The 21,091-nt window shown below is 43.2% G+C and carries 13 protein-coding genes; 2 read left to right on the forward strand and 11 right to left on the reverse strand.

Features of this window, described 5'->3' with window-relative positions; all coding sequences use genetic code 11:
- Positions 1 to 41 precede the first annotated feature (41 nt).
- Positions 42 to 482, forward strand: a complete 441-nt coding sequence (locus tag ACFS6H_RS03090; protein WP_386095112.1) for a DUF6438 domain-containing protein — start codon at positions 42 to 44, stop codon at positions 480 to 482.
- A gap of 219 nt (positions 483 to 701) precedes the next feature.
- Here the strand turns inward: ACFS6H_RS03090 and ACFS6H_RS03095 are convergent, their stop codons facing one another.
- From ACFS6H_RS03095 to ACFS6H_RS03145, 11 genes are all read right to left on the reverse strand, one after another.
- Entirely contained in the window at positions 702 to 1,496 is a 795-nt protein-coding gene (locus ACFS6H_RS03095) for a hypothetical protein (RefSeq protein ID WP_386095114.1), read from the reverse strand.
- A gap of 191 nt (positions 1,497 to 1,687) precedes the next feature.
- A complete protein-coding gene (locus ACFS6H_RS03100; RefSeq protein WP_386095116.1) occupies positions 1,688 to 3,139 on the reverse strand; it encodes a TolC family protein in 1,452 nt (483 codons plus the stop codon).
- Between the two features lie 157 nt (positions 3,140 to 3,296).
- The gene (locus ACFS6H_RS03105) at positions 3,297 to 6,455 is read right to left on the reverse strand and encodes an efflux RND transporter permease subunit (RefSeq protein WP_386097221.1); all 3,159 of its coding nucleotides are present in this window, start codon (positions 6,453 to 6,455) and stop codon (positions 3,297 to 3,299) included.
- Between the two features lie 77 nt (positions 6,456 to 6,532).
- Positions 6,533 to 7,624: an efflux RND transporter periplasmic adaptor subunit gene (locus ACFS6H_RS03110; RefSeq protein WP_386095118.1), complete on the reverse strand. Its 1,092-nt coding sequence runs from the start codon at positions 7,622 to 7,624 to the stop codon at positions 6,533 to 6,535.
- Between the two features lie 234 nt (positions 7,625 to 7,858).
- A complete protein-coding gene (locus tag ACFS6H_RS03115; RefSeq protein WP_386095120.1) occupies positions 7,859 to 8,293 on the reverse strand; it encodes a hypothetical protein in 435 nt (144 codons plus the stop codon).
- Between the two features lie 251 nt (positions 8,294 to 8,544).
- Positions 8,545 to 9,873, reverse strand: a complete 1,329-nt coding sequence (locus ACFS6H_RS03120; protein ID WP_386095122.1) for a pectate lyase — start codon at positions 9,871 to 9,873, stop codon at positions 8,545 to 8,547.
- Between the two features lie 55 nt (positions 9,874 to 9,928).
- The gene (locus tag ACFS6H_RS03125) at positions 9,929 to 11,347 is read right to left on the reverse strand and encodes a pectate lyase family protein (RefSeq protein ID WP_386095124.1); all 1,419 of its coding nucleotides are present in this window, start codon (positions 11,345 to 11,347) and stop codon (positions 9,929 to 9,931) included.
- A gap of 2 nt (positions 11,348 to 11,349) precedes the next feature.
- Positions 11,350 to 12,813 (reverse strand): pectate lyase, encoded by a 1,464-nt coding sequence (locus ACFS6H_RS03130; RefSeq protein WP_386095126.1) that lies wholly within the window; start codon positions 12,811 to 12,813, stop codon positions 11,350 to 11,352.
- 105 nt (positions 12,814 to 12,918) lie between these two features.
- Positions 12,919 to 14,478, reverse strand: coding sequence for a DUF5123 domain-containing protein (locus ACFS6H_RS03135; RefSeq protein ID WP_386095128.1), 1,560 nt, complete (start codon positions 14,476 to 14,478; stop codon positions 12,919 to 12,921).
- Positions 14,479 to 14,552: 74 nt separating this feature from the next.
- Positions 14,553 to 16,355: a RagB/SusD family nutrient uptake outer membrane protein gene (locus ACFS6H_RS03140; RefSeq protein WP_386095130.1), complete on the reverse strand. Its 1,803-nt coding sequence runs from the start codon at positions 16,353 to 16,355 to the stop codon at positions 14,553 to 14,555.
- Positions 16,356 to 16,372: 17 nt separating this feature from the next.
- Positions 16,373 to 19,639: a SusC/RagA family TonB-linked outer membrane protein gene (locus ACFS6H_RS03145; protein ID WP_386095132.1), complete on the reverse strand. Its 3,267-nt coding sequence runs from the start codon at positions 19,637 to 19,639 to the stop codon at positions 16,373 to 16,375.
- Positions 19,640 to 20,157: 518 nt separating this feature from the next.
- On the opposite strand from ACFS6H_RS03145, the gene ACFS6H_RS03150 reads away from it, so the two are divergent.
- Positions 20,158 to 21,027: a flavin reductase family protein gene (locus tag ACFS6H_RS03150; RefSeq protein ID WP_386095134.1), complete on the forward strand. Its 870-nt coding sequence runs from the start codon at positions 20,158 to 20,160 to the stop codon at positions 21,025 to 21,027.
- Positions 21,028 to 21,091 lie beyond the last annotated feature (64 nt).

Genomic DNA, 21,091 nt, shown 5'->3' on the forward strand with positions numbered 1-21,091 from the left:
TATGTAAAAAGTAGTATTTAGTATCTATAAAGAAAAGTATTATGACGTTTTATAGTTTTATACTTTACCTGCTGTTGCTATCTGGTTGTGGTTGCTTTATGCCTTCCGGCGATTTTCGTGAAGTGGAGTTTTCAGCCGGCCTTTGTGAAGGAACCTGCCCCCAGTTTAGTATAACCATTAATGAAACCGGCGCCTCAACCTATGTAGCAGGTATGTTTAATGACCGTGAAGGAACTTTTACCACCGTTATTAAACCTGCACAGTTCGACAGCCTGAAGTACTTTATTGCCAAAGCCGATCTTAACAGCTTGCCCGACACTTATGCCACACAGGCTACTGATATGCCTTCCTATCAAATAAAAGTCAGTTTTCCCGGAGGGACAACAAAAACCATTGATGATTACGGTCCTGCTGGCCCCCGGGCTTTACAAGAACTGTACGGTTTTATTTTTTCTTTGAGGGAAACACAGGACTGGAAATAAAATGACCGGTTTTAAGTATATGGGGTAATGTGCCGGTAATAAAAGCCCTTGCTGAATTTTTATATCCCTGCACAAAATAAATCCTGCCTTATTAAATAAACGTACTGTATCATTTAACAACCCGGACATTGCCAAACATGTAACAGCATCAGATAAAGAGTTGGTACTTACTTATTAGCTTGAGAAAAGTCAGCCTTTAATGGAAAAATATGGTTTAAGCTAAACCCGGTTATGCCCTTGTATAATGGGTGAATTATTCTTTTTATTTCCTGCTGCCAGCAGCCTGATAATGATAACAATGGCCAATACTACCGCAACCACATAACAGGTGTTTATAATTAAACTTACTTCATTGGAAGCTGCTATGGCCAGTATCGCCCAGATGCCTACCGCCCCAAATAAATAGAGGTTCCTGGTCCAGATAACAAAAATATTTACCAGGCCGGCAACCGCTATCATGATAACGGTCCAGTTAATAGGCGAAATGCCCCAGCCGTCCCAACCTGTAGCAGTAAGATAAGCAGCCATATTAGCGATAAAAGCTACCGAGATCCAGCCAAAGTATAAAGAGAAGGGTGCAAAAACAAGCAGGTATTTTTTAAGGGAGGCACGCTCCACAACCGCACCGGTACGGATGATTATATTAAAAAGAGAAATAAAAATAACTGCCATTAAAAACACCGACAAGCCGATATGATCGTATAACCATGCTACTACCCATAACGAATTGGCCAGGCAGGAAACCACAAACCACCATTTAACCTGCAATAGTACCGGACCTCCCTGCTGTTCTTTATTTAAACCGGCAGCCGTATAAATAACAAAGCCCAAAAGCCCGAGATAAATAAGTCCCCAGATGGAAAAAGCATAACCCGCCGGCGTAAAATAGTTGGCATATTTATCGGAAACAGTTTTCATGGTATTCCCGTTCAATAAACCGGAATTGGAAATATAGTTAATGGCAATAGTGAGTAATAACGCAATAGTATTAGCTATAGCAAGTATCTTTTTCATTTTACCGGTTTTAGTATTATTTTATCCATGGGCTGGCGCCTACGTATTTATAAGCGCTAAGTTCGTTAATTGCTTACATTATTTATGCCAATAATACCGGGAGTAAGTGTATACCATAATGACAAGGCCGGCTAAAGCCGGCCTTATGACAAATTTCTTTATACTATATATTTCCTGCTTTTACAACAGCCTTACTGCCAGCCTCCACCCAATGAACGGTACAGGTTTAATAAAGACAGCTGCATTTCTTTTTGTGATAAGGTTTTGTTGAGCTCCGCATCCAGTACACCCTTCTGTGCCGTGATCACTTCCAGGTAAGAAGCATAACCACTTTTGTACAGGTCGTTGGAAGTTATCACTGCATCGGATAGGGTTTGTACCTCATCCTGGTTAACCGTTATAATTTTACGGTACTGCTCAATAGATTGTAAGCTGCTCATCACTTCCCGGAAAGCCTGTAATATATTTTGCTGGTAGTTGTTAAACGCTATCTGCTGTTCAGCCGTAGCAATATTAAAATTGCTCTTTAACTGGTTACGGTTAAATATGGGTTGTGTTAATCCGCCCAGTAAACCATAGGTAAGTGAACCATCCGCAAATAACAGGGGTAATTTAAAGGCGCTGAAAGCCAGGTAAGGCGTTAGTACCAGTGAAGGCAGGAAGGCCTTGCGTACTGCCGTGGTATTGGCTTTGGAAGCTTCGAGTAGCAGTTCAGCTTCGCGGATATCAGGCCGCTGCGTTAACAGTTGTGAAGGGATGCCGGCCTGAACGATGTCCGGTACCGGCTGCCTGTTAATAGAATCCCCTCTTGGAATTTGTCCGGGAAATTTTCCCAATAACAGATTCACCTGGTTTTCCAGTTTAATAATATCCAGTTCAGTTTCCAGCTGCAGGCCCTTTGTTTGTAATAACTGGGCATTAAACTGCTGTACCGCCAGTGAAGTGGCACGTCCGCCTTCCATTTGTGCCTTTACGATCTCTACACCCTGTTCCTGCAAACGGATATTGCGTTTAATGATCTCCAGTTTTTTATCCAGGGCCAATAGTTCATAATACTGACCCGCCACCTCGGCCACCAGTTGTGTTACCACCCATTGCCGGCCCATTTCTGTGGCCAGCAGCCGGTTGGCCGCTTCGGTTTTACGGGCTTTCAGTTTACCCCATATATCTATTTCCCAGGTACTTTTTATACCCAGGAAATAGTCCTGTGTAGGACTGGTAGTTACTTTTTGATCGTCGTTAACATTAGGCGAAAGATTGGTATCAAAATTCCCCACACCCGTCATGGTGTATTTGCCATATTTATCCGCCGCGGCTGATACAAAACCTTCCACCGATGGCAGGCTGAGTCCTTTTGCCTGCAGCAGGTTAGCGCGGGCAACGGATATACGATGTAAAGTGTTTTGCAGGTTAAGGTTGTTACGCAGGGCTGTATCAATTAAGCCCACCAGTGTCCTGTCTTTAAAAAACTGTCGCCAGGGTATGGTTGCAATGGTGGCGCTGTCACTGTTAACGGTATAGTTTTCCGGAACAGTTACGGGTTTAGAATCGGCCAGCGGTTTAGCCGGCATACAACCCTGTATTAACACAAAAGCAGCAGCCGGTATAAAGACGTATAGTAAAAGATGTTTTTTTGATGTCATGATAAAAATAATTATTGATCACTGTTGTTATACTTTATGGATATGGCTGTCCCGTATGCTGCATAATGGTATACAGTTGCAGTGTGCGACGCAAGGGACGATGCCCTGTGTTACTACAGCCGGTATCATAAAAACGATAGTATCTGTTAACGAACATTTAATTGGTGGATGTTTGTTCTGTGGTTAGTTTGCTCCTGGTCTTCCTTAGTTTTTTTCTTTCTTCTATACCTGCAAACAGTACATATAAACCGGGTATAAGTATAATGCCGAACACGGTACCCAGCAGCATGCCACCTACCGCAGCCATACCAATAGAACGGTTGCCCAATGCACCCGCGCCGGAGGCAATACATAGTGGAATTAAGCCGGCAATGAATGCAAAGGAGGTCATTAATATAGGACGTAACCGGGAAGCCGCTCCCTCTACGGCGGCCTTTAATACACTAATGCCGGCTTTCTGGCGCTGTATGGCAAACTCTACTATTAGGATTGCATTTTTGCCTAACAAGCCAATCAGCATTACCAGGGCTACCTGTGCATAGATATTGTTTTCAAGCCCCGCCAGTTTTAATGCCAGGAAGGAACCGAATATACCGGTGGGTAAGGAAAGAATAACCGGCAGGGGCAATAAGAAGCTTTCATATTGTGCCGCCAGTATCAGGTATACAAATAACAAACAGATGGCAAAGATGTACATGGCCTGGTTACCGGAGAGTATCTGCTCACGCGTCATACCCGACCACTCATAATCAAAACCACGGGGTAATACTTCTTTAGCGGCTTTTTCAACTGCCTGTATAGCATCGCCGCTACTTTTACCCGCAGCAGCATCGCCATTGATGAGTGCCGAAGTGTACATATTATACCGGGTAAGCTGTTCGGGGCCAAACACCCGTTCCATGCGGATGAATGTATTATACGCTACCATTTCTCCCTTATCGTTCTTTACATACAGCTTCAATACATCTTCGGGTTTGCCACGGTATTCGGGATATGCCTGTACCATTACTTTATACATCTGGCCAAAACGGATGAAGTTGGTTGCATAGTAACTGCCCAGTAGTGTTTGCAGGGTATTCATGGCATTATCCACCGTTACGCCTTTTTTAGCCGCCATCTCCTGGTCAACATGGATCATGTATTGCGGAAAATTGGGATTAAAGCCGGTGAAAGCACTGCCTACTACCCCGGTTTTTAAAGTAGCGGCTATCAGCTCCTGCGCTACCTGCTGGGTTCGCTGCAGATCACCGCTGCCGGTTTTATCCAGCAGGCGTAATTCAAAGCCACTGGAGTTACCAAATCCCGGAACAGTAGGTGGGGGTAAAAATTCAATGGTCGCATCTTTGATATGTTTTGTTTTTTCTTCCAATACTTTTATCAGGTCATTTACCGATTCTTTTCTTTCATCCCAGGGTTTCATATTGATCATGCCCATACCATAAGAGGCGCCGGATACTTCGGTAATTAAACTATAACCTGATAAGGTGGAAATGTTTTCAACAGCTTTGTGTTGCTGTGCAATACGCTGTATTTCGTCCAATACTTCACCCGTACGTTCTACTGTTGAGCCCGGAGGTGTAGTTACATTAGCGTAAATAACGCCCTGGTCCTCGGTAGGAATAAAACCCGAAGGGAGGACGGCGCTGATACCCCAGGTTGTCAGGAAGAAGAAAGCCAGTATGGCCAGTGTTACTACCCTGCGCCCTGCAATACGGGTGATAAAACCCTGGTATTTATTTTGTGTTTTATCGTACACTTTATTAAAGCCGCCAAAGAAACGTTGCAATAAAGTTTTCTTTTTACCGGGATGATTATGCTTTAACATGATGGCACATAAGGCCGGTGTAAGCGTTAAGGCATTTACGCCGGAAATAACAATGGAGATAGCCAGTGTTAAAGAGAACTGGCGGTAGAATACACCTACCGGTCCGGATAAGAAAGCAACGGGTACAAATACTGCCGACATTACCAGGGTAATAGCGATAATGGCCCCGGTAATTTCTTTCATGGCTGCAATGGTGGCATCCATGGCATTCAATCCTTCCTCCGTCATTTTTACATGCACGGCCTCTACTACCACAATGGCATTATCCACTACTATACCAATGGCCAGTACTAATGCAAATAAAGTAAGCAGGTTAATGGAGAAACCCATCATCATCATAAAAGCCAGTGTGCCTACCAGGGCCACCGGTACGGCCAGGGCGGGAATTAAGGTGGAACGGAAATCCTGCAGGAAAATAAATACCACGATGAACACCAGGATAAAGGCTTCAATTAAGGTACGCAGTACCTCGCTGATAGAAGCATCTAAAAACCGGGAAACATCATAGGCAAAATTGTAGTCCATACCGGGAACAAAGGATGATTCCTTGATCTCTGCCATACGTTCTTTGATATTGGCAATAACATCTCTTGCATTGGAGCCCGGACGTTGCTTGATCATAATAGAAGCGGAAGGCTGGCCATCGGTTTTGGATTCCATGCTGTAACTCAGAGCACCGAATTCCACATCAGCAATATCTTTCAGCCGCAACATGGAGCCTTCGGCATCGGCACGTAATACAATGTTCTCATATTCTTTGGGCTCCGAAAATTTACCGGTGTAACGCAACACATATTCCAATACATTTTTTTCTTTACCGGAGCTTTCACCGGTTTTACCGGGAGCGGCTTCTACATTCTGGTTACGTAATGCGGCGATCACTTCATCTACCGATACATTATAGGCCAGCATACGGTCGGGCCTTAACCATACCCGCATGGCATAATCTTTAGCTCCCATGATCTCGGCAAAGCCTACCCCGTCAATACGCTTCAGCTCTTTAAGTACATTGATGTCAACAAAGTTGAAGATGAACTGTTCGTCCATGGATGTATCCTTACTTACGATGTTGAGGTACAGTAACATACTGTTCACCTCTTTCTCCGTTACCACACCGGCCTTGATCACTTCTTCCGGAAGTTCATCCAGCACGGTGGTTACCCGGTTCTGTACGTTCACGGCTGCCTGGTCAGGATCAGTGCCCACCTTAAAGGAAATAGAGATAAGCGTAGTACCGTTATTACTGGTTACCGTGTTCATGTAAGTCATACCGGGCACACCATTGATAGCTCTTTCCAAAGGTGTAGCAACAGCATCGGTACAAACCTGTGCATTGGCGCCGGTATAACGTGCGGTAACAGTTACTGATGGCGGTACAATATCCGGAAATTGAGTAACCGGCAGGGAGAATAAAGCCAGTACCCCTACTAATGTTATAATAATGGAAATGACAAGAGACAATACCGGTCTCCTGATAAAAGTTTCAACCATATCGTTAATATTGAAAAATAAAATAACCTGCCGCATGATTTGCACATGCAGCCCATTTGGCTCCTGGTAATAAAAGTTTATAAATTGTCGTTGACCATTAAGGGTTGTACACGTATACCCTCTTTTACATTTTGTATGCCTTCGTACACTATCTTATCGCCGGTTTTTAAACCCCCTTTGATAATATAGTAATCGGCGAGGCGGGTTTGCGGAATGATATTTTGCATTCTTGTATTATTCTCTTCATCCAATACAAACACATAATTTTTGTCCTGTACTTCAAACACCGATTTTTGAGGAATGATCAGCGCTTCTTTTGCCGGCTCCGTTAACCTCACTTTACCGGTAGCCCCGTGGCGTAATAACCTGGCAGGATTGGGGAAGCGGGCCCTGAAAGCAATAGAGCCGGTCATTTCATCAAACTCCCCATCCACCGTTTCAATTTTTCCTGTATGTTCATATTCACTGCCATCGGAGAGTAATAAGCTAACATGGTTATTGATACTGTCAGGTGATTGTTTTTTATAATTAAGGTAATCGTTTTCAGACACCGTAAAATAGGCATACACATCTTTATTATCCGAGATAGTGGTGAGCAAGGTTCCTTCACTCACCAGGCTGCCGGCTTTCAGGGGTATGCGGTCGATAATACCATCGAAAGGTGAACGAATAAAAGTATAGGAGAGTTTTGCTTCGGCATCATGTTGTTCGGAAGCTGCCACTTCAATTTTTGCCTGTGCCGCTTTTAATTTGGCCTGGGTCATATCCAGTTCTGTGGCCGAGATCACTTTTTTATCCAGTAAAGTTTTTACCCTTTCCAGTTCCACTTCAATGGTCTTTGCTTCCGCTACTGCATTTTTATAACTGGCTTTTGCTTTGGCTACAACAATGGCCAGTTCTTTATCATCGAGTTGAAAAAGCGGTTGCCCTTTTTTTACCTCGGCCCCTTCATCAACAAATATTTTTTTTATGAAGCCTTGTACACGGGTCCTGATCTCTACATTTTTTACGGCTTCAATACTGCTTACATAATCTAAATGGAGTGTTGTATCCTTTACCACAACTTCCATCACCGGTAACGCTACCGGTTTTACTTTTTCTTCGCTGCTTCCCTTAGCCGAACAACCGGCTGCAACGGCCCATAACATAACGTACAGATATCCTTTCATGATGTATAATTTATAAATAGGTGGTGATAAATAATGAGCTCTCCGCACAAGCCCTTGTCTTATGTGTTAATGATAAAATAATTCCTTTACCATTTAACCGCTCATTACCGGTTATGCAACAGCAAAACCCATAGTAATGAACAGCAAATAGTTGTTACACAGGAACAGCGGGTTCCTGTATCAAACGGTTAAATAAAAGATGAATAACAGTTGTAGGTAACTGTAAACAGGATATCAAAAAGGAGTAAGGCGGAACACAAAGTTGTGGTGTTGTAAATGCGGCAGGTTTTCTGCACCGGTAAAGTTGAAAGTCTGGTGTGCAATAACAGGCTGCCTGAATTCGGGCTCTTGATTGTTGGATAAAAAAACCGGGAGGGGGGAAGAAGTGTTTCTTAGCTTGGCGCTGATGTAGTGATCGACCACTTCAGGCTTTTCTGCATCAGGTAGACTGTCTTCCAGGCCAACAATATCTTCCAGTATAAATTCAAGAATGGTAGAAAGCCCCACTTCTTCTTCATCTCCGAACGAAGCATGGGCCACGGAGCCGGCCTCCACTAATTCAGCGTCCGGTAAGTGGCTACCGGGTATAAATGTTATAATATTCAGTAAGCTAAAAAGTAAAAAAACAGTAGCTGCTTTTTTACACTTTTGAGCAACTTGTAGTAACATCAAATACAGTTTGGTTTAGAAAAAGCATCGGCAGCCGAACCGCCATGCAATAAATACTAATAATAAAACTTAACCTTCGCAAATATACAGCATACGGCCGATAAAACCGGGAACGCTTGTTAGTGATAAGCCCTGTTATATATTCAAATGAACCCAGTGTTTTATTAATGCGCTGCAATATTGCAGGTATCATAATATAAAAGGCCGCAAATGCAGCCTTTTATAATAATACAATTGTTATTTATTATCATTTATTTAACAATACTGTTGATATACACTTCAATATTAGTATATGCTTTTTGTAAAGTATATTTTACAGCATCACCTGCATCATCAGGGTTTAAGCCATGCTTTATTTCCCATGCATCCGGCATGCCATCACCGTCCGTATCTTTTTCGGCCGATAAGGATGTTAAAACCGGCCAGCCGCCCACCTGTTCAGGAGTATCGATAATACCATTTTGTTTTACACCATCAGTACTGCGGCGTCTTTTTACATCATTGACGATCCCGTTGTCTACAGCATCCCGGCGCAGTGATGCACCTGCCGATGCCAATACCTGCTGATACGCTTCTTTGGCAGATTGATCACTGATCGCTACTACTTCAAATGCCTTATTTACTTTTACCGAATCGGGGTGTTCGCAGTGTACGCCCTTCCAGTTATCAGCCGTTACTTCGGCAGAACCATCCATATAGTTACCGGCAACAAAAAATTGACCATAGGGTGCGCTGGGATTTACAATGCGTGCTTTTACATTTTTTGAAACCGTTGCAGGGCCGGGTATATAGTAGTTGTTCACCATATTGTACCTGCCTTTTTCACCGCCGTACACACTGTTGCCCGCCCAGTTAAAAATGACATTGTTCCTGAAATCCACCAGCTCTCCTTCCGGGTTCACCGTAGTGGATGATCCGCTGAAACGCGGGTTACGACTGGTATTGCTGGCAATAAGATTATGATGAAAGCTGGCGCCTTCCCCACCCCATATACCGCCATAACCATGATTACCCTTGGTATGTACCGAATTATTCAGGCTTTGTGCAATCAGGCTCCATTGTAAGGTAAACTCCCTGTTACGGTAAAAAGAAGCACATTCGTCAACCGACCAGGTCATGGAACAATGATCGATGATAATGCCTTTATGATTAGTGCCGTTCAGTGCATCATCCTCCTGTTTATTTTCTGCACCCAGGCGAAAGCGCAGGTAACGGATAATCACATTATCCGCACCTATATTGGTATTATAACCACGGATACAGATACCATCACCCGGAGCGGTTTGTCCTGCAATGGTGATATCGTTGTTTTTGATCACCAGTCTTGATTTTAGTTCAATGGTACCGGAAACATCAAAAACAACAATGCGTGGGCCTTTTGTTGTAATGGCTGCACGCAGACTACCCGGACCATCATCATTTAAGTTGGTTACTTTAATTACTTTGCCGCCACGGCCACCGGTGGTGTACTTACCAAAACCCTCCGCCCCGGGAAAAGCAACTGTTTGCTGCGCTATACCGGTCATATTCATCATGGTAAATAAACAGGCCGCTCCTGTTTTTATTAAAATATTTTTCATGTTTGTGTTTCTTGTTAACTTATTACTTAAAGCCTGCAACTTATTAGCGGTTCATTTATAATACCTGTTTAGCCATTATCTCTTTCACTAAGCCGTTTATATACACTTCAATATTATCATAGACGTCGCTCAGGTCTCTCCCGTTGGCATTGGCTTTAAAAGGATCCAGTTTATTTTTTATTTCCCATTCATCCGGCATGCCATCACCATCCGTGTCTTTTAAGGCCGGCGCCGATTGTAATACAGGCCACCCGCCGGCGTCCAGGTGCGAATCAATGATGCCGTTTTTACTTCCCCTGGAGCCTTTTGTTGAAAAAGTACCAGTGCGTGTTTCTTCCACAATGCGTTTGTCTACCACATCTCTCCGGTAGCTGGCCCCTGCATACTGAAGCACCTGTTCGTAAGCTTTTTTTGCCGGGTAGGTAACCGTATTGTTATTGATATTGTGCGGGGCTTTCATCCGCATATGCACTCTTTCACTGTCGGTAACAGTACCATAACTGCTGTGAAAATGTTTGTATACACCATTACCCCAATTGTCCTTTGTAGAAGCATCACTGCCTTCCACTACGTTACCATCGATATAAAACTTACCCCAGGTATTGTACACTTCCTTATCCGGAAATTTATTTTTATCGGGAGAGAATATCCTGTCGCGATTGATAGAAGCAGGACCGGGCTTATAATAGTTATTGACAATATTCACATTCATGGCTTCGGCGCCATAAGTACTGTTATGTCCCCAGTTGTAAATAACATTGTTGCGCATATCAGTGAGGTCAGTAAGGGCATAAGCACTGCCCGCTCTTTCACCCAGGCGCGGATTACGGCTGTCATGATGGGCCAGCAGGTTATGGTGAAAGCTTGCATATTTTCCACCCCAGATAGCGCCATAACCATGTGCACCTTTAAAATGTACCGAAGCCCGCAGGCTCTCCGATATGATACACCATTGTACCGTGAGAGAGTCGTTGTTGTAAAAAGATAAACATTCATCCGTACTCCAGCTTACAGAGCAATGATCTACCAGTATGTTTTTCTGTAGTGTGCCGCCGATGGGGTCGCCTTCTTGTTTTGCCGCATCACCCATACGAAAGCGCATGAACCGGATAATAACATTGTTGGCCTTTACCAGCACCGGGTAATGAGTTACGGTAATACCATCACCCGGAGCGGTTTGCCCGGCCACCGTAATACTGTCATGTAAAAAGTAAAGCCTGGATCGCAGTTCAATATTGCCCGACACTTCAAACACCACTATCCTTGCACCTTTGGCTTCTACCGCGGCCCGCAGGCTGCCCTCGCCGGCATCGTTCAGGTTGGTCACTTTTATCACCCGGCCGCCACGGCCACCGGTAGTATACCGGCCAAAGCCCTCTGCTCCCGGAAATGCATCTGTAACAGCCTGGGCATTTACATTATTCGCAACAATCAATATTGCGAATAATACGGGGGCAAGCACTTTTGTATACAATGTTATTTGTTTTGATTATCCGTTATCTGTTTTACCAGGCTGTTGATATACACTTCTATATTATCATAACCCGTACTTAAATCCCTGCCATTCGCATTCGCCTTGTTGGGGTCCAGTTTATTCGCTATTTCCCAGTCGTCCGGCATGCCATCACCGTCAGTATCTTTGAAAGCGTTTAAGGATTGCAATACCGGCCAGCTTCCCACATCTGTCTGCGAATCAATAATACCTTTAAAACCTGTTTTAGAGCCGTTATAAGTAGCTGTCCCGTTTTTTACTTCATTGCAAATACGTGTATCCACTGCATCACGTTTAAAACTGGCGCCGCCATATAATAACACCGCATCATAAGCCTGTTGCGCGGTGTGAGCAGTAAGCGCTTCGCTGGTAAAAGCCACATGTTTTTGCACCATGGTTTGTGTTACACCGGAGGCGTAGTCAACACCGCCGGACCAGTTATTGGCAGTAACAGTCGCATTACCGTGTACATAATTACCTGCAATATAAAATGTTCCGTAGCCAGGTCCATACGTTACTGTGCTGGCATCTATGGATACCTGCATAATACGTTTATTCCTGCTGGCCGGTGTGGCCGGTCCGGGTTTGTAGTAGTTGTTTACCATATTATACTCACCGTTCTCACCACCATAGGCGCTATTGCCCATCCAGTTATAGATCACATTATTCCGGTAGTCTACCTTATCAATACCAAAAGGACTGGTGCCGGTACCTGAACGATGACCGCCGTCAAAGCGTGGATTACGGCTATTATGATGAGCCAAAAGATTATGATGGAAAGTTGCTGCCGAACCACCCCAGATAGCTCCATAACCATGATCGTCTTTTTCATGAACCGATTTATTAAGACTCTCCGATAAAATGCACCATTGCATGGTAAAGTTCTTGTTGGCATAAAAGGAAGCGCATTCATCAATGGACCAGCTCATGGAACAATGATCCAGTATAAGCTGCTGGTTATACCGGCCCCATACGGCGTCCTGTTCGTTTTTAGCCAGGTCGCCCATACGAAAACGCATATACCGGATGATCACATTATCGGCGGCAATATTCAGTTCATAGTTCTGTATACAGATGCCATCACCGGGAGCTGTTTGTCCGGCAATGGTTACATCGCCGTTCCCGAGCTGTAACCTGGACTGTAATATGATATTACCTGATACTTCAAATACGATGATCCTTTTACCCGATTCAGTAAGGGCTGCTCTTAAACTACCGGGACCTGAATCATTGAGATTGGTTACTTTAATTACCCTGCCGCCACGGCCGCCGGTAGTTATTTTACCATAGCCTTCTGCTCCCGGAAAAGCAATGGCTGTTTCCTGTACCGGTGTTGGCCCTGTTGGCTCAGGGTCCGGTGTTGCACCACCGGAAGAACCGGATTTAGAACAGGCCAAAATAGTTACGGCAAATAAAAAAAAGCTATGGTTACGGATAAAAGTATTCATCGTTTATAAACATTTTTAAATGTCAAAAAAGGAGCATGACATGGCATGATAAAAAAACGGCTGACTGAATTTAATTATTCAACCAGCCGTTATCATTATTAGGTATTATCTCCACCGGGGGTCGCCGGCAGTACTACGGCCTGCAAAATTTGCATCTTTAAATCGAAAAACACCTCCGCTCGGATTTTCGAATAATGCGGTACTTGTACCGCTGTATGTAGAAACACCCCCTATCGGGTTAGTTGATACCGTATAATCACTCGTAATGTAATTATCGGAAGACACGGTAACACTCACACCTCCTATTCTTATACCCCTGGCAGTGTTAGCAGTACTTTTAACCTTCCCCACAATATTATTAAGAAATATGAAGGTTCCTGCTGATTGCGCATTATAATCAATCAATGCTCTTGTATCATCAGAAATATCATTAATAGTACAATTACTTACATTGAGCGAAACACCTGGAAGCTGGTTGTGTAAAACTAAACCTACTCTAACGTTATAAAATGTACTGTTAGTAATAATAATATTATTGATCCTAGCTACAGTAGCGTTTGTATTAATAAATGCATAAGTTTGAGTGGCGCTGATATCGTATACAATACAATTATTAACGGCAATTTTTCCAATATTCATTACAGTAGCGCCCTGGAGACGAACAGGGGTATTTGCCAGGTTTCTGATAATGCAATTTTCAAAACTGATTTCTGCCGTTTCTGTCGCTGTACTTTGGTTAAATATATACGCCCTTTTTGCTTGTAACGGATCGTTACTCGGATAGCCCGTTATATCTAAGTTTTCAAAACGGATGACACCTGTATTAGTGGGTAGTTTAATAGTATTGGCAACCAATACCGGTCTGTTAGGTCCAATATCACCCCATATCGTAAATGCTGCATTATTGGGCAGCACAGCTTCTGCACTTATATCGTAAACACCGTTTTGTTGTAAAATAAACACGGCACCCGGCACTGATGTTTCGAGCAATGCTTTTAAATCTGTTCCGCTTGCCACCACTGTTACATTGGGTCCGGTGGGCCTTTGCGGATTAGTTGTAAAGGAAATAGAGCCTTTATTGGCTGTACCCTTGAACAACTCGGCCGTATAAGCAGTAACTGCGGTTAAGCCTGTTACTTCTTTTTTACCGGCAGTAATATCCGCGGGTGTTAGCGGGAACTCAAGGGTTGTGCCGCCCGCAGTAGGCCTAACTGTAATTTTGGTTAGTCCGTCAGAATGTCTCCAGGAGAGAATAGCTGTAGTTGCTAATACTGTTGCCGGATCTACCGGTAAAAACAATTGCTCCCCTGTAATGGTAAACGGATCTTTGGTGTAAGCCCAGCCTGCCGATTCAGCCGATTGCGCCGTGGCATTACCTTTTACACGTGCATAAAAAGGAGTTTTTATCGCCAGATCATTATCTGTTACTATCAGCTTTGTTGAATCGGCCACAACTTTTGTAAAAAGAACTGGGGTGCTGAAGTCTGCAGTTGTACTTATCTCAACTGTATAGGTAACATTACGGCCGTTTGAAAAGTTAGATGCCTTCCAGGTAATGGAAGCGCTTGTTTCACCACCTGTAGCAGTAATGGTTGCAGGCGTAAATACTCTTGAGGGAGTAAATATTCCCGGCTCTTCGGCTTTTTTACAGGCAATAAATGTCATGGATATTATTGTTATCAGCATTGCTGCTAACCAAACTCGCTGAAATATTTGTGTACGCATTATAAAAGTTTTATTTATGGTTTATAACGGTTTTGTCTCAAATTAGGATTCGCATCTATTGCTGCCTGAGGAAAAGGAAACAACTCTCTCATATTGGGTTCAAACGACCGGGCAAATGAGCCAATTATCTTATTGGTAATGCCACTACCGCCTAACCATGCCAGCGTTGAATAACCGGTTGGCGCTGTTGCAGGTGTAGGCTTATAAAACGAATTACCCCATACCATGCCTGTAGACATGGATTGATTAGGAAGGTAATACATATTTTTAGGGAGCTGGTCATAAGGTGCCTGGTTGGCAACAATCGCAGCTAACTGGGTCTTTACAAGGTTTAGTTTTTCTCCTAATTTATTCCATCTGATCAAATCGTACTTTCTAATTCCCTCGCCACCGAACTCCAATGATCTTTCTTTCATGATGGCTTCAAAAAATGCAGTATAAGTAGCAGGTGTTGTACCTATTTTTGAAGCATCGCCGCCATACCCCCTGGTCCTTACTTTTTCAAATGCAGCAATGGCTGCCGGAGTCGGACTACTATTCAGCTCATTCTCGGCTTCTGCAAACATCAATAACACATCTGAAAAACGGATTACAGGCCAGTTAACGCCAAAATATTGTGCCGCCGATGTAGTAATAGGATTCCAGTCTCTTCTGAATTTACCATCTACCATATCCGACATTACCCTTGCCACCAATTGCAGGGAAGCATTAATGTTATAATAAGTGCAGGTTACATCGCGCCGTGTATCTGTTGAATCAAACAGGTAAAAATAGGTGGGTAATACAGTAAGCGCTGAATTTCCCTGGCTGGCCGTGCCTGTATACCGGGGGCCATTGTAATAACCTAATTTACTGTCCCCAAAATTAGTTGAACCTCCGGCCATGCCCACTTCCCATAAAACCTCCCCATTGGGTTCTTCTAAATATTTATTTAAAGCGTCTTTAAATACCGATTGAAAACTTGGATTTAAATTATGTTCGCTACTTTGCTGCATAATAATGGCGCACTCGTCCTTTGCTATCTGGTAATAATTCTTATAGTCTGCAGGTCGGGCCATTACGGGGCCATAACTACTTGTTTCAGACCTTAATGAATAGCCACCACGAAAAAGGGCAATACGTGCACGCAAGGCTCTTGCAGCGCCCTGTGTTATACGTTCATTACTATAGCCTGCACTTTTTCGCCATGGCAGCAAAGCTGATGCTTCGGCCAAATCGTTTAATATACGGTTGTAAATAGTATCCCTGTCCGTTTGGGTTTTAAATAAATCCTTGTCAACGCTTGAGGGTAAAAAATGTGCCGGTAAATCTCCCCAGTTCCTGATGAGTTCAAAATAAAACTGGGCCCTTAATACCAATGCCTCTGCATACAGCCCTTTCAACCGGGACTGCTCATTAGCTGTGCCTGACGAATACAAACTCATTTGCGGAATAAAATAAATACTTTGATTAGCTCTTTCAATACCCCTGTAAAGCTGGTTAAAGGGGTTCGCCAGCTGGGTATTGCTGGGCTGTGTATTATAGTGGGCAATATCACGGCGTTCATTATCCGCAGCACCTTCCTGCCCCATCATTTCATCATTATCGTAAGTATAATACATGCTTAAACGAATGCCATATCCCTGGTCTCCACCCAAACAGGCATAAGCACCTAATACAGCACTTTCAGCATTGCTGACAGAACCATATACATAATCAGGACCAAAAGAGGATACCGGATCTATACTTAAGTACTTTTTACATCCGGCTAAACCAGTCAGCAGTATAACCGTCGTAACCGTTGTTAATAATTTGTTCTTATATGATTGCTTTATCATTACTGTACTTTTAAAAATTAAAAACTAAGGTTTGCGCCAACTATAAACGCCCGGCTTCGGGGGTAAGCCGAATAATCGACACCCGGTGTAAGCGGAGTACCTCTGCGGGTATTTACTTCCGGATCGTAACCGGTATAATTAGTAATTATAGCTAAGTTATTTACGGTTCCATAAACCCTAAGGCTTTTTACTTTTACCCGGTTTAACCAATTTCGTGGTAAAGTGTATCCTAATGTTACATTGTTAACCCTAAGGAAAGAACCATCCTCCACCGCCCAGGAATGGACATAAAAAGAGCTAGCTGTTGTTAGTGGACTCCATAGTTTAGCATTGGCATTCATGGCCTCTAACTGAGTAGGATCGGTAACCACCTGGCCCTGGGCATCTACATTTCGCCATCTGTCATTCATCATTGCCAGTAGGTTTGAGTTAGGAGTATAACCACTGGTAAATTCCAGTTTGTTGGCATTATATACATCGTTGCCAAACTGGAAATTAAGGAACACACTCAGGTCAAAATTTTTATAGGTTAACTGATGGTTCCATCCGCCAAAAAATTTGGGTTGGGTATTTCCGATTATAGTCCTATCCAAATCGTCAACAACACCATCTGGTTTCCCATCAGGTTTACCATCAGGGCCCTGTCCAGAAATATCTTTAAACTTTAATGAGCCGGGCCGGGGCGCTACTGAGGTAATACCCTGGTTTGAAGGAATGCCTGGTTTTAAAGTATATACACCACCACTGTAATCAAAATCTTCTACTTTATAATAGCCATCTGTAACCAGGCCCCAGATAACACCAACCGGTTGACCTACCCGTACCAGAAAATCAGATGGTTGGTTACCCCCTCCCCAGCCAGATGAAAACAGGAAAGAGTTTTGATAAGCGCCAAGACTTGTAATTTTATTTTTATTAAATGAAACATTTAATGAGCTGTTCCAGGAAAAATCCTTTTTGGAAATAGGAGCACCGGAAAGCTGGAACTCGAATCCCCTATTATAAGTCGATCCAACGTTTTGTACCTGCGTTGTATATCCAGACGAGGACGGCACAGTAACATCGACCAATAAATCACGAGTTTTATTATGATAATAATCGGCCGATAAACTAAAACGGTTACGCCATAAACTGATATCAAAGCCTATGTTTTGTGAAATGGTTGTTTCCCATTTTAAATTTTCATTGGCCAGTTCCGGTGAGTAAAACGGAGGAATTATACCGTTATTCAAGCTATAAAAAGCATTAATAGCAGATACTGACGGGTTACTTACATATTGCGTTAAATATAAAAAGTCGTCGATCCTGTTATTGCCCGCCTGCCCGTAACTCACACGAAATTTCAGATCACTAATGGCCGGGGAAAGGTTTTTAATAAAATCCTCTTCTGATAAACGCCAGGCAAATGAGCCAGAGGGAAAATAACCCCAGCGATTTTGCTCGGCAAATTTGGAAGAACCATCACTCCTTACCGTAAGCATTAACATATACTTTTTATCAAACGTATAATTAATACGTCCAAAGAATGATACCAGTTTTGCCTGTAATTCATTTGAAGTAGGTAAAGGCTGCAGGCCGCCTACAGGTGTTTGCGCCATACCCATATTACTTAAAGCCTGTTTAGCAGTCACGCCTACGGGGAAATACTTTACTACTGTTTCATTAGCCCTGATGGTTGTTTGATAAAGTTCATGCCCCAGTATTACATCAAGGTCGTTGCGTTTACTAAAATTAGTACCCGACTTATTCATGGTAAACGTCAGTACATTTGAGTTATTGATAGAGGTTGTACTCGCCGTCTTAATTCCCGCTATTGGCATCTCAAAATTGGAACGGGCATTAGACGTTAATGTATCATCAAATGACTCCTGGCGTGTATTATACAAATCAACCCCTAAAGTGGTTTTAAAAGATACATACTTATTAAAGTCATATGATACATAACCACTCAGGTTAAGGGTAGTATTCAATCTCCTTCTATAAGTAGCGTCATTCAATAACAAAGGGTTAACCAATGATAAACTATTGGCATTAGTTGCATCAGCATAATCGGGGTCATAATCCAATACATTGGCATCATTCATTAAAATTGGCCTGTTTTTAATACTCTGCCGTAGCTGGTTTAAACTGGATGATCCGGCATTAGAAGTTCCAGCACCCCTAACATTTGTGTAATTATAACGAACGGCTACACCTGCTTTTGCTTTATCATTAATAGTTTGGTCAAGTTTTAGACTTACCAGTTTACGGTCAAAGTCAGAATTACGCATTACGCCGTCTTCTTTATTAGATGTAAGGCTCGCATTATATTTTGTAGTAGCGCTCCCCCCTGTTAAACTAACATTATGGGTTTGCATCATAGCATTCCGGCCAAGATTTAACGCCTGCCAGTCTACAAACGGGGCGTCCTTATACAGTTCAATATCATCGTACGTACCATAAGTGTTCAAAAAGCCATCTCTGTCTGCCTGGCTGCTTCTTGTACGTTCGTATTGATACATTACAAAATCATAGGGCTTCATTACATCCAGTTTATTGGCCAAACGCCTGGTACCGGCTAACGCATTATAAGTTACTACCGGCTTCATATTACGGCCCGCTTTTGTTGTAATGATAACTACGCCATTTGCACCACGCGCACCATAAATCGCTGTTGCTGATGCATCTTTTAGCACGTCAATATTTTGTATATCCTGTGGGGCCAAAACATTCAAAGCATTCTCAACCTGTATTCCGTCCACAATGTATAAAGGCGAATTATCTTGGGTAATGGAGCCTCCTCCACGTACACGGATAGTCGCTTCTGCATCCGGCGATCCTTCTGACATCGTAATCTGTACACCTGCAAGACGGCCTGTTAATGCTTCAGCTGTGGAATTAATCGGAATATCTTTAATGTCCTTAGCGCTGATAGACGATACAGAGTTAACAAGGTCTCTGCGTTTTACGGTCTGATAGCCAATTACTACCACATCATCCAGCGACTGTAACTCTTTTTGTAAGGCCACTGTTATCGGGCTTTCACCGGTATTAATGGTTTTGGGTACAAAGCCGGCATGGGATAATACCAGCTTTTGTTCACCTGTAGTGGGTACCTGAATACTAAACTTACCATCCTTGTTTGTTGTTACCGATGTTTTTGTACCCCCTTCCAGGGTAACAGTTACGCCGGCCAATGGTGTTCCGTCTTCTTCGGTCACTGTGCCACTCACCGTTTTGTTCTGGGCAAGCAACAGCATATTACTGCACATCAACCAAAAACACACTAACAGTACTTTTTTCATACAGCAGTTTTTAAATTTTGTAGTGTTATAAAAATGAAATCAAATTTCAAAGTCCGACAGTCTTAGTTCTATAGCCAGATTTAGTAGTAAAAAATGCCCGGAGCAAATAAAAACAGGCAAACAGGTATGTCTTTTAAAATACATGACAAGCAATTTTTAACAACAAATGGCTTAACAAGTCTATGTACATTTTCTAACAAAGCCGACAGTACAGGATAGTTTTATTTACGCAAACGTTCCCGACATCGTTGTCGTTGAGCCTGTAATCCAATTAGTTAGTCATCCTGCACCGTCCTGAACCGTCAATTGTGGTGTTGGGTATTTTAATTTTTGGGGCTTTCGGCAGCAGTAACTCCGGTCAGCTACCGTTCACCGCCCAGCTGCAATCTGCCCCCGTTTAAAACGGTGGCAGTATTTCCGCCTAAGCGGTGCAGCCCTTCGGCTGTTGAACCCGGCTTCACCTGTTTTACTTTTTTTACTCATCAGTTTGTTGCTACTTTTGGCCTATGCAGCTACTCATGAACAGTTTAACTACTGTTGAAAGACAGTATTACCTACAACACGTTATTGCTCCCCGGCCTATTGCTTTTGCCAGCACCATCAACGCACAGGGTGAAGTGAACCTTAGTCCGTTCAGTTTCTTTAACATGTTCTCCTCGCAGCCACCCATTGTCATCTTTTCCCCGTCAAGGCGGGTGCGTAACGGCACTAACAAACACACCCTGCATAATGTACAGGAAGTACCGGAAGTGGTCATCAATATTGTTACCTATCCCATGGTACAGCAAATGTCACTGGCCAGTTGCGAATACCCTGCAGGCATCAACGAGTTTATCAAATCTGGTTTTACGCCTATACCTGCTAGCAGCGTTAAACCGCCGCTGGTAAAGGAAAGCCAGGTACAACTGGAGTGTAAGGTGATAGAGATAAAACCACTGGGCGAAGAAGGCGGCGCCGGCAACCTGGTCATTTGTGAAGTACTGGTCATGCATATTGCCGATGAGCTGCTGGATGAACACCAGAAAATTGACCAAAGAAAAATAAACCATGTAGCCCGCCTGGGTGGCGACTGGTATTGCCGGGTAAGTGCCGATAACCTGTTTACCGTAGCCAAACCCAATACCCAATTGGGCATAGGAGTAGATGTATTACCTCCTGCTATCCGCAACAGCAAAATTCTTACAGGCAACAACCTGGGTCAGCTGGCCAATGTGCATGAAATACCGGTTATTGATGCCACTTTTCACGACGATCATTTAAAACAGATCATACAGTACTACAGCATCAGCCCCGATGAAATGGAAAAGGAGCTGCACCTGTATGCACAGCAATTATTACAGCAAAATAAAGTACAGGAAGCCTGGCAAATATTGCTGGCCACTAATTGATGGCCTATTTAAAACTGCAAAAGGTCCGGCTAAGCCGGACCTTTTGCAGTTAGTTGAGTTATAA

The organism is Terrimonas rubra (assembly GCF_042686025.1).
Classification (GTDB): domain Bacteria; phylum Bacteroidota; class Bacteroidia; order Chitinophagales; family Chitinophagaceae; genus Terrimonas; species Terrimonas rubra.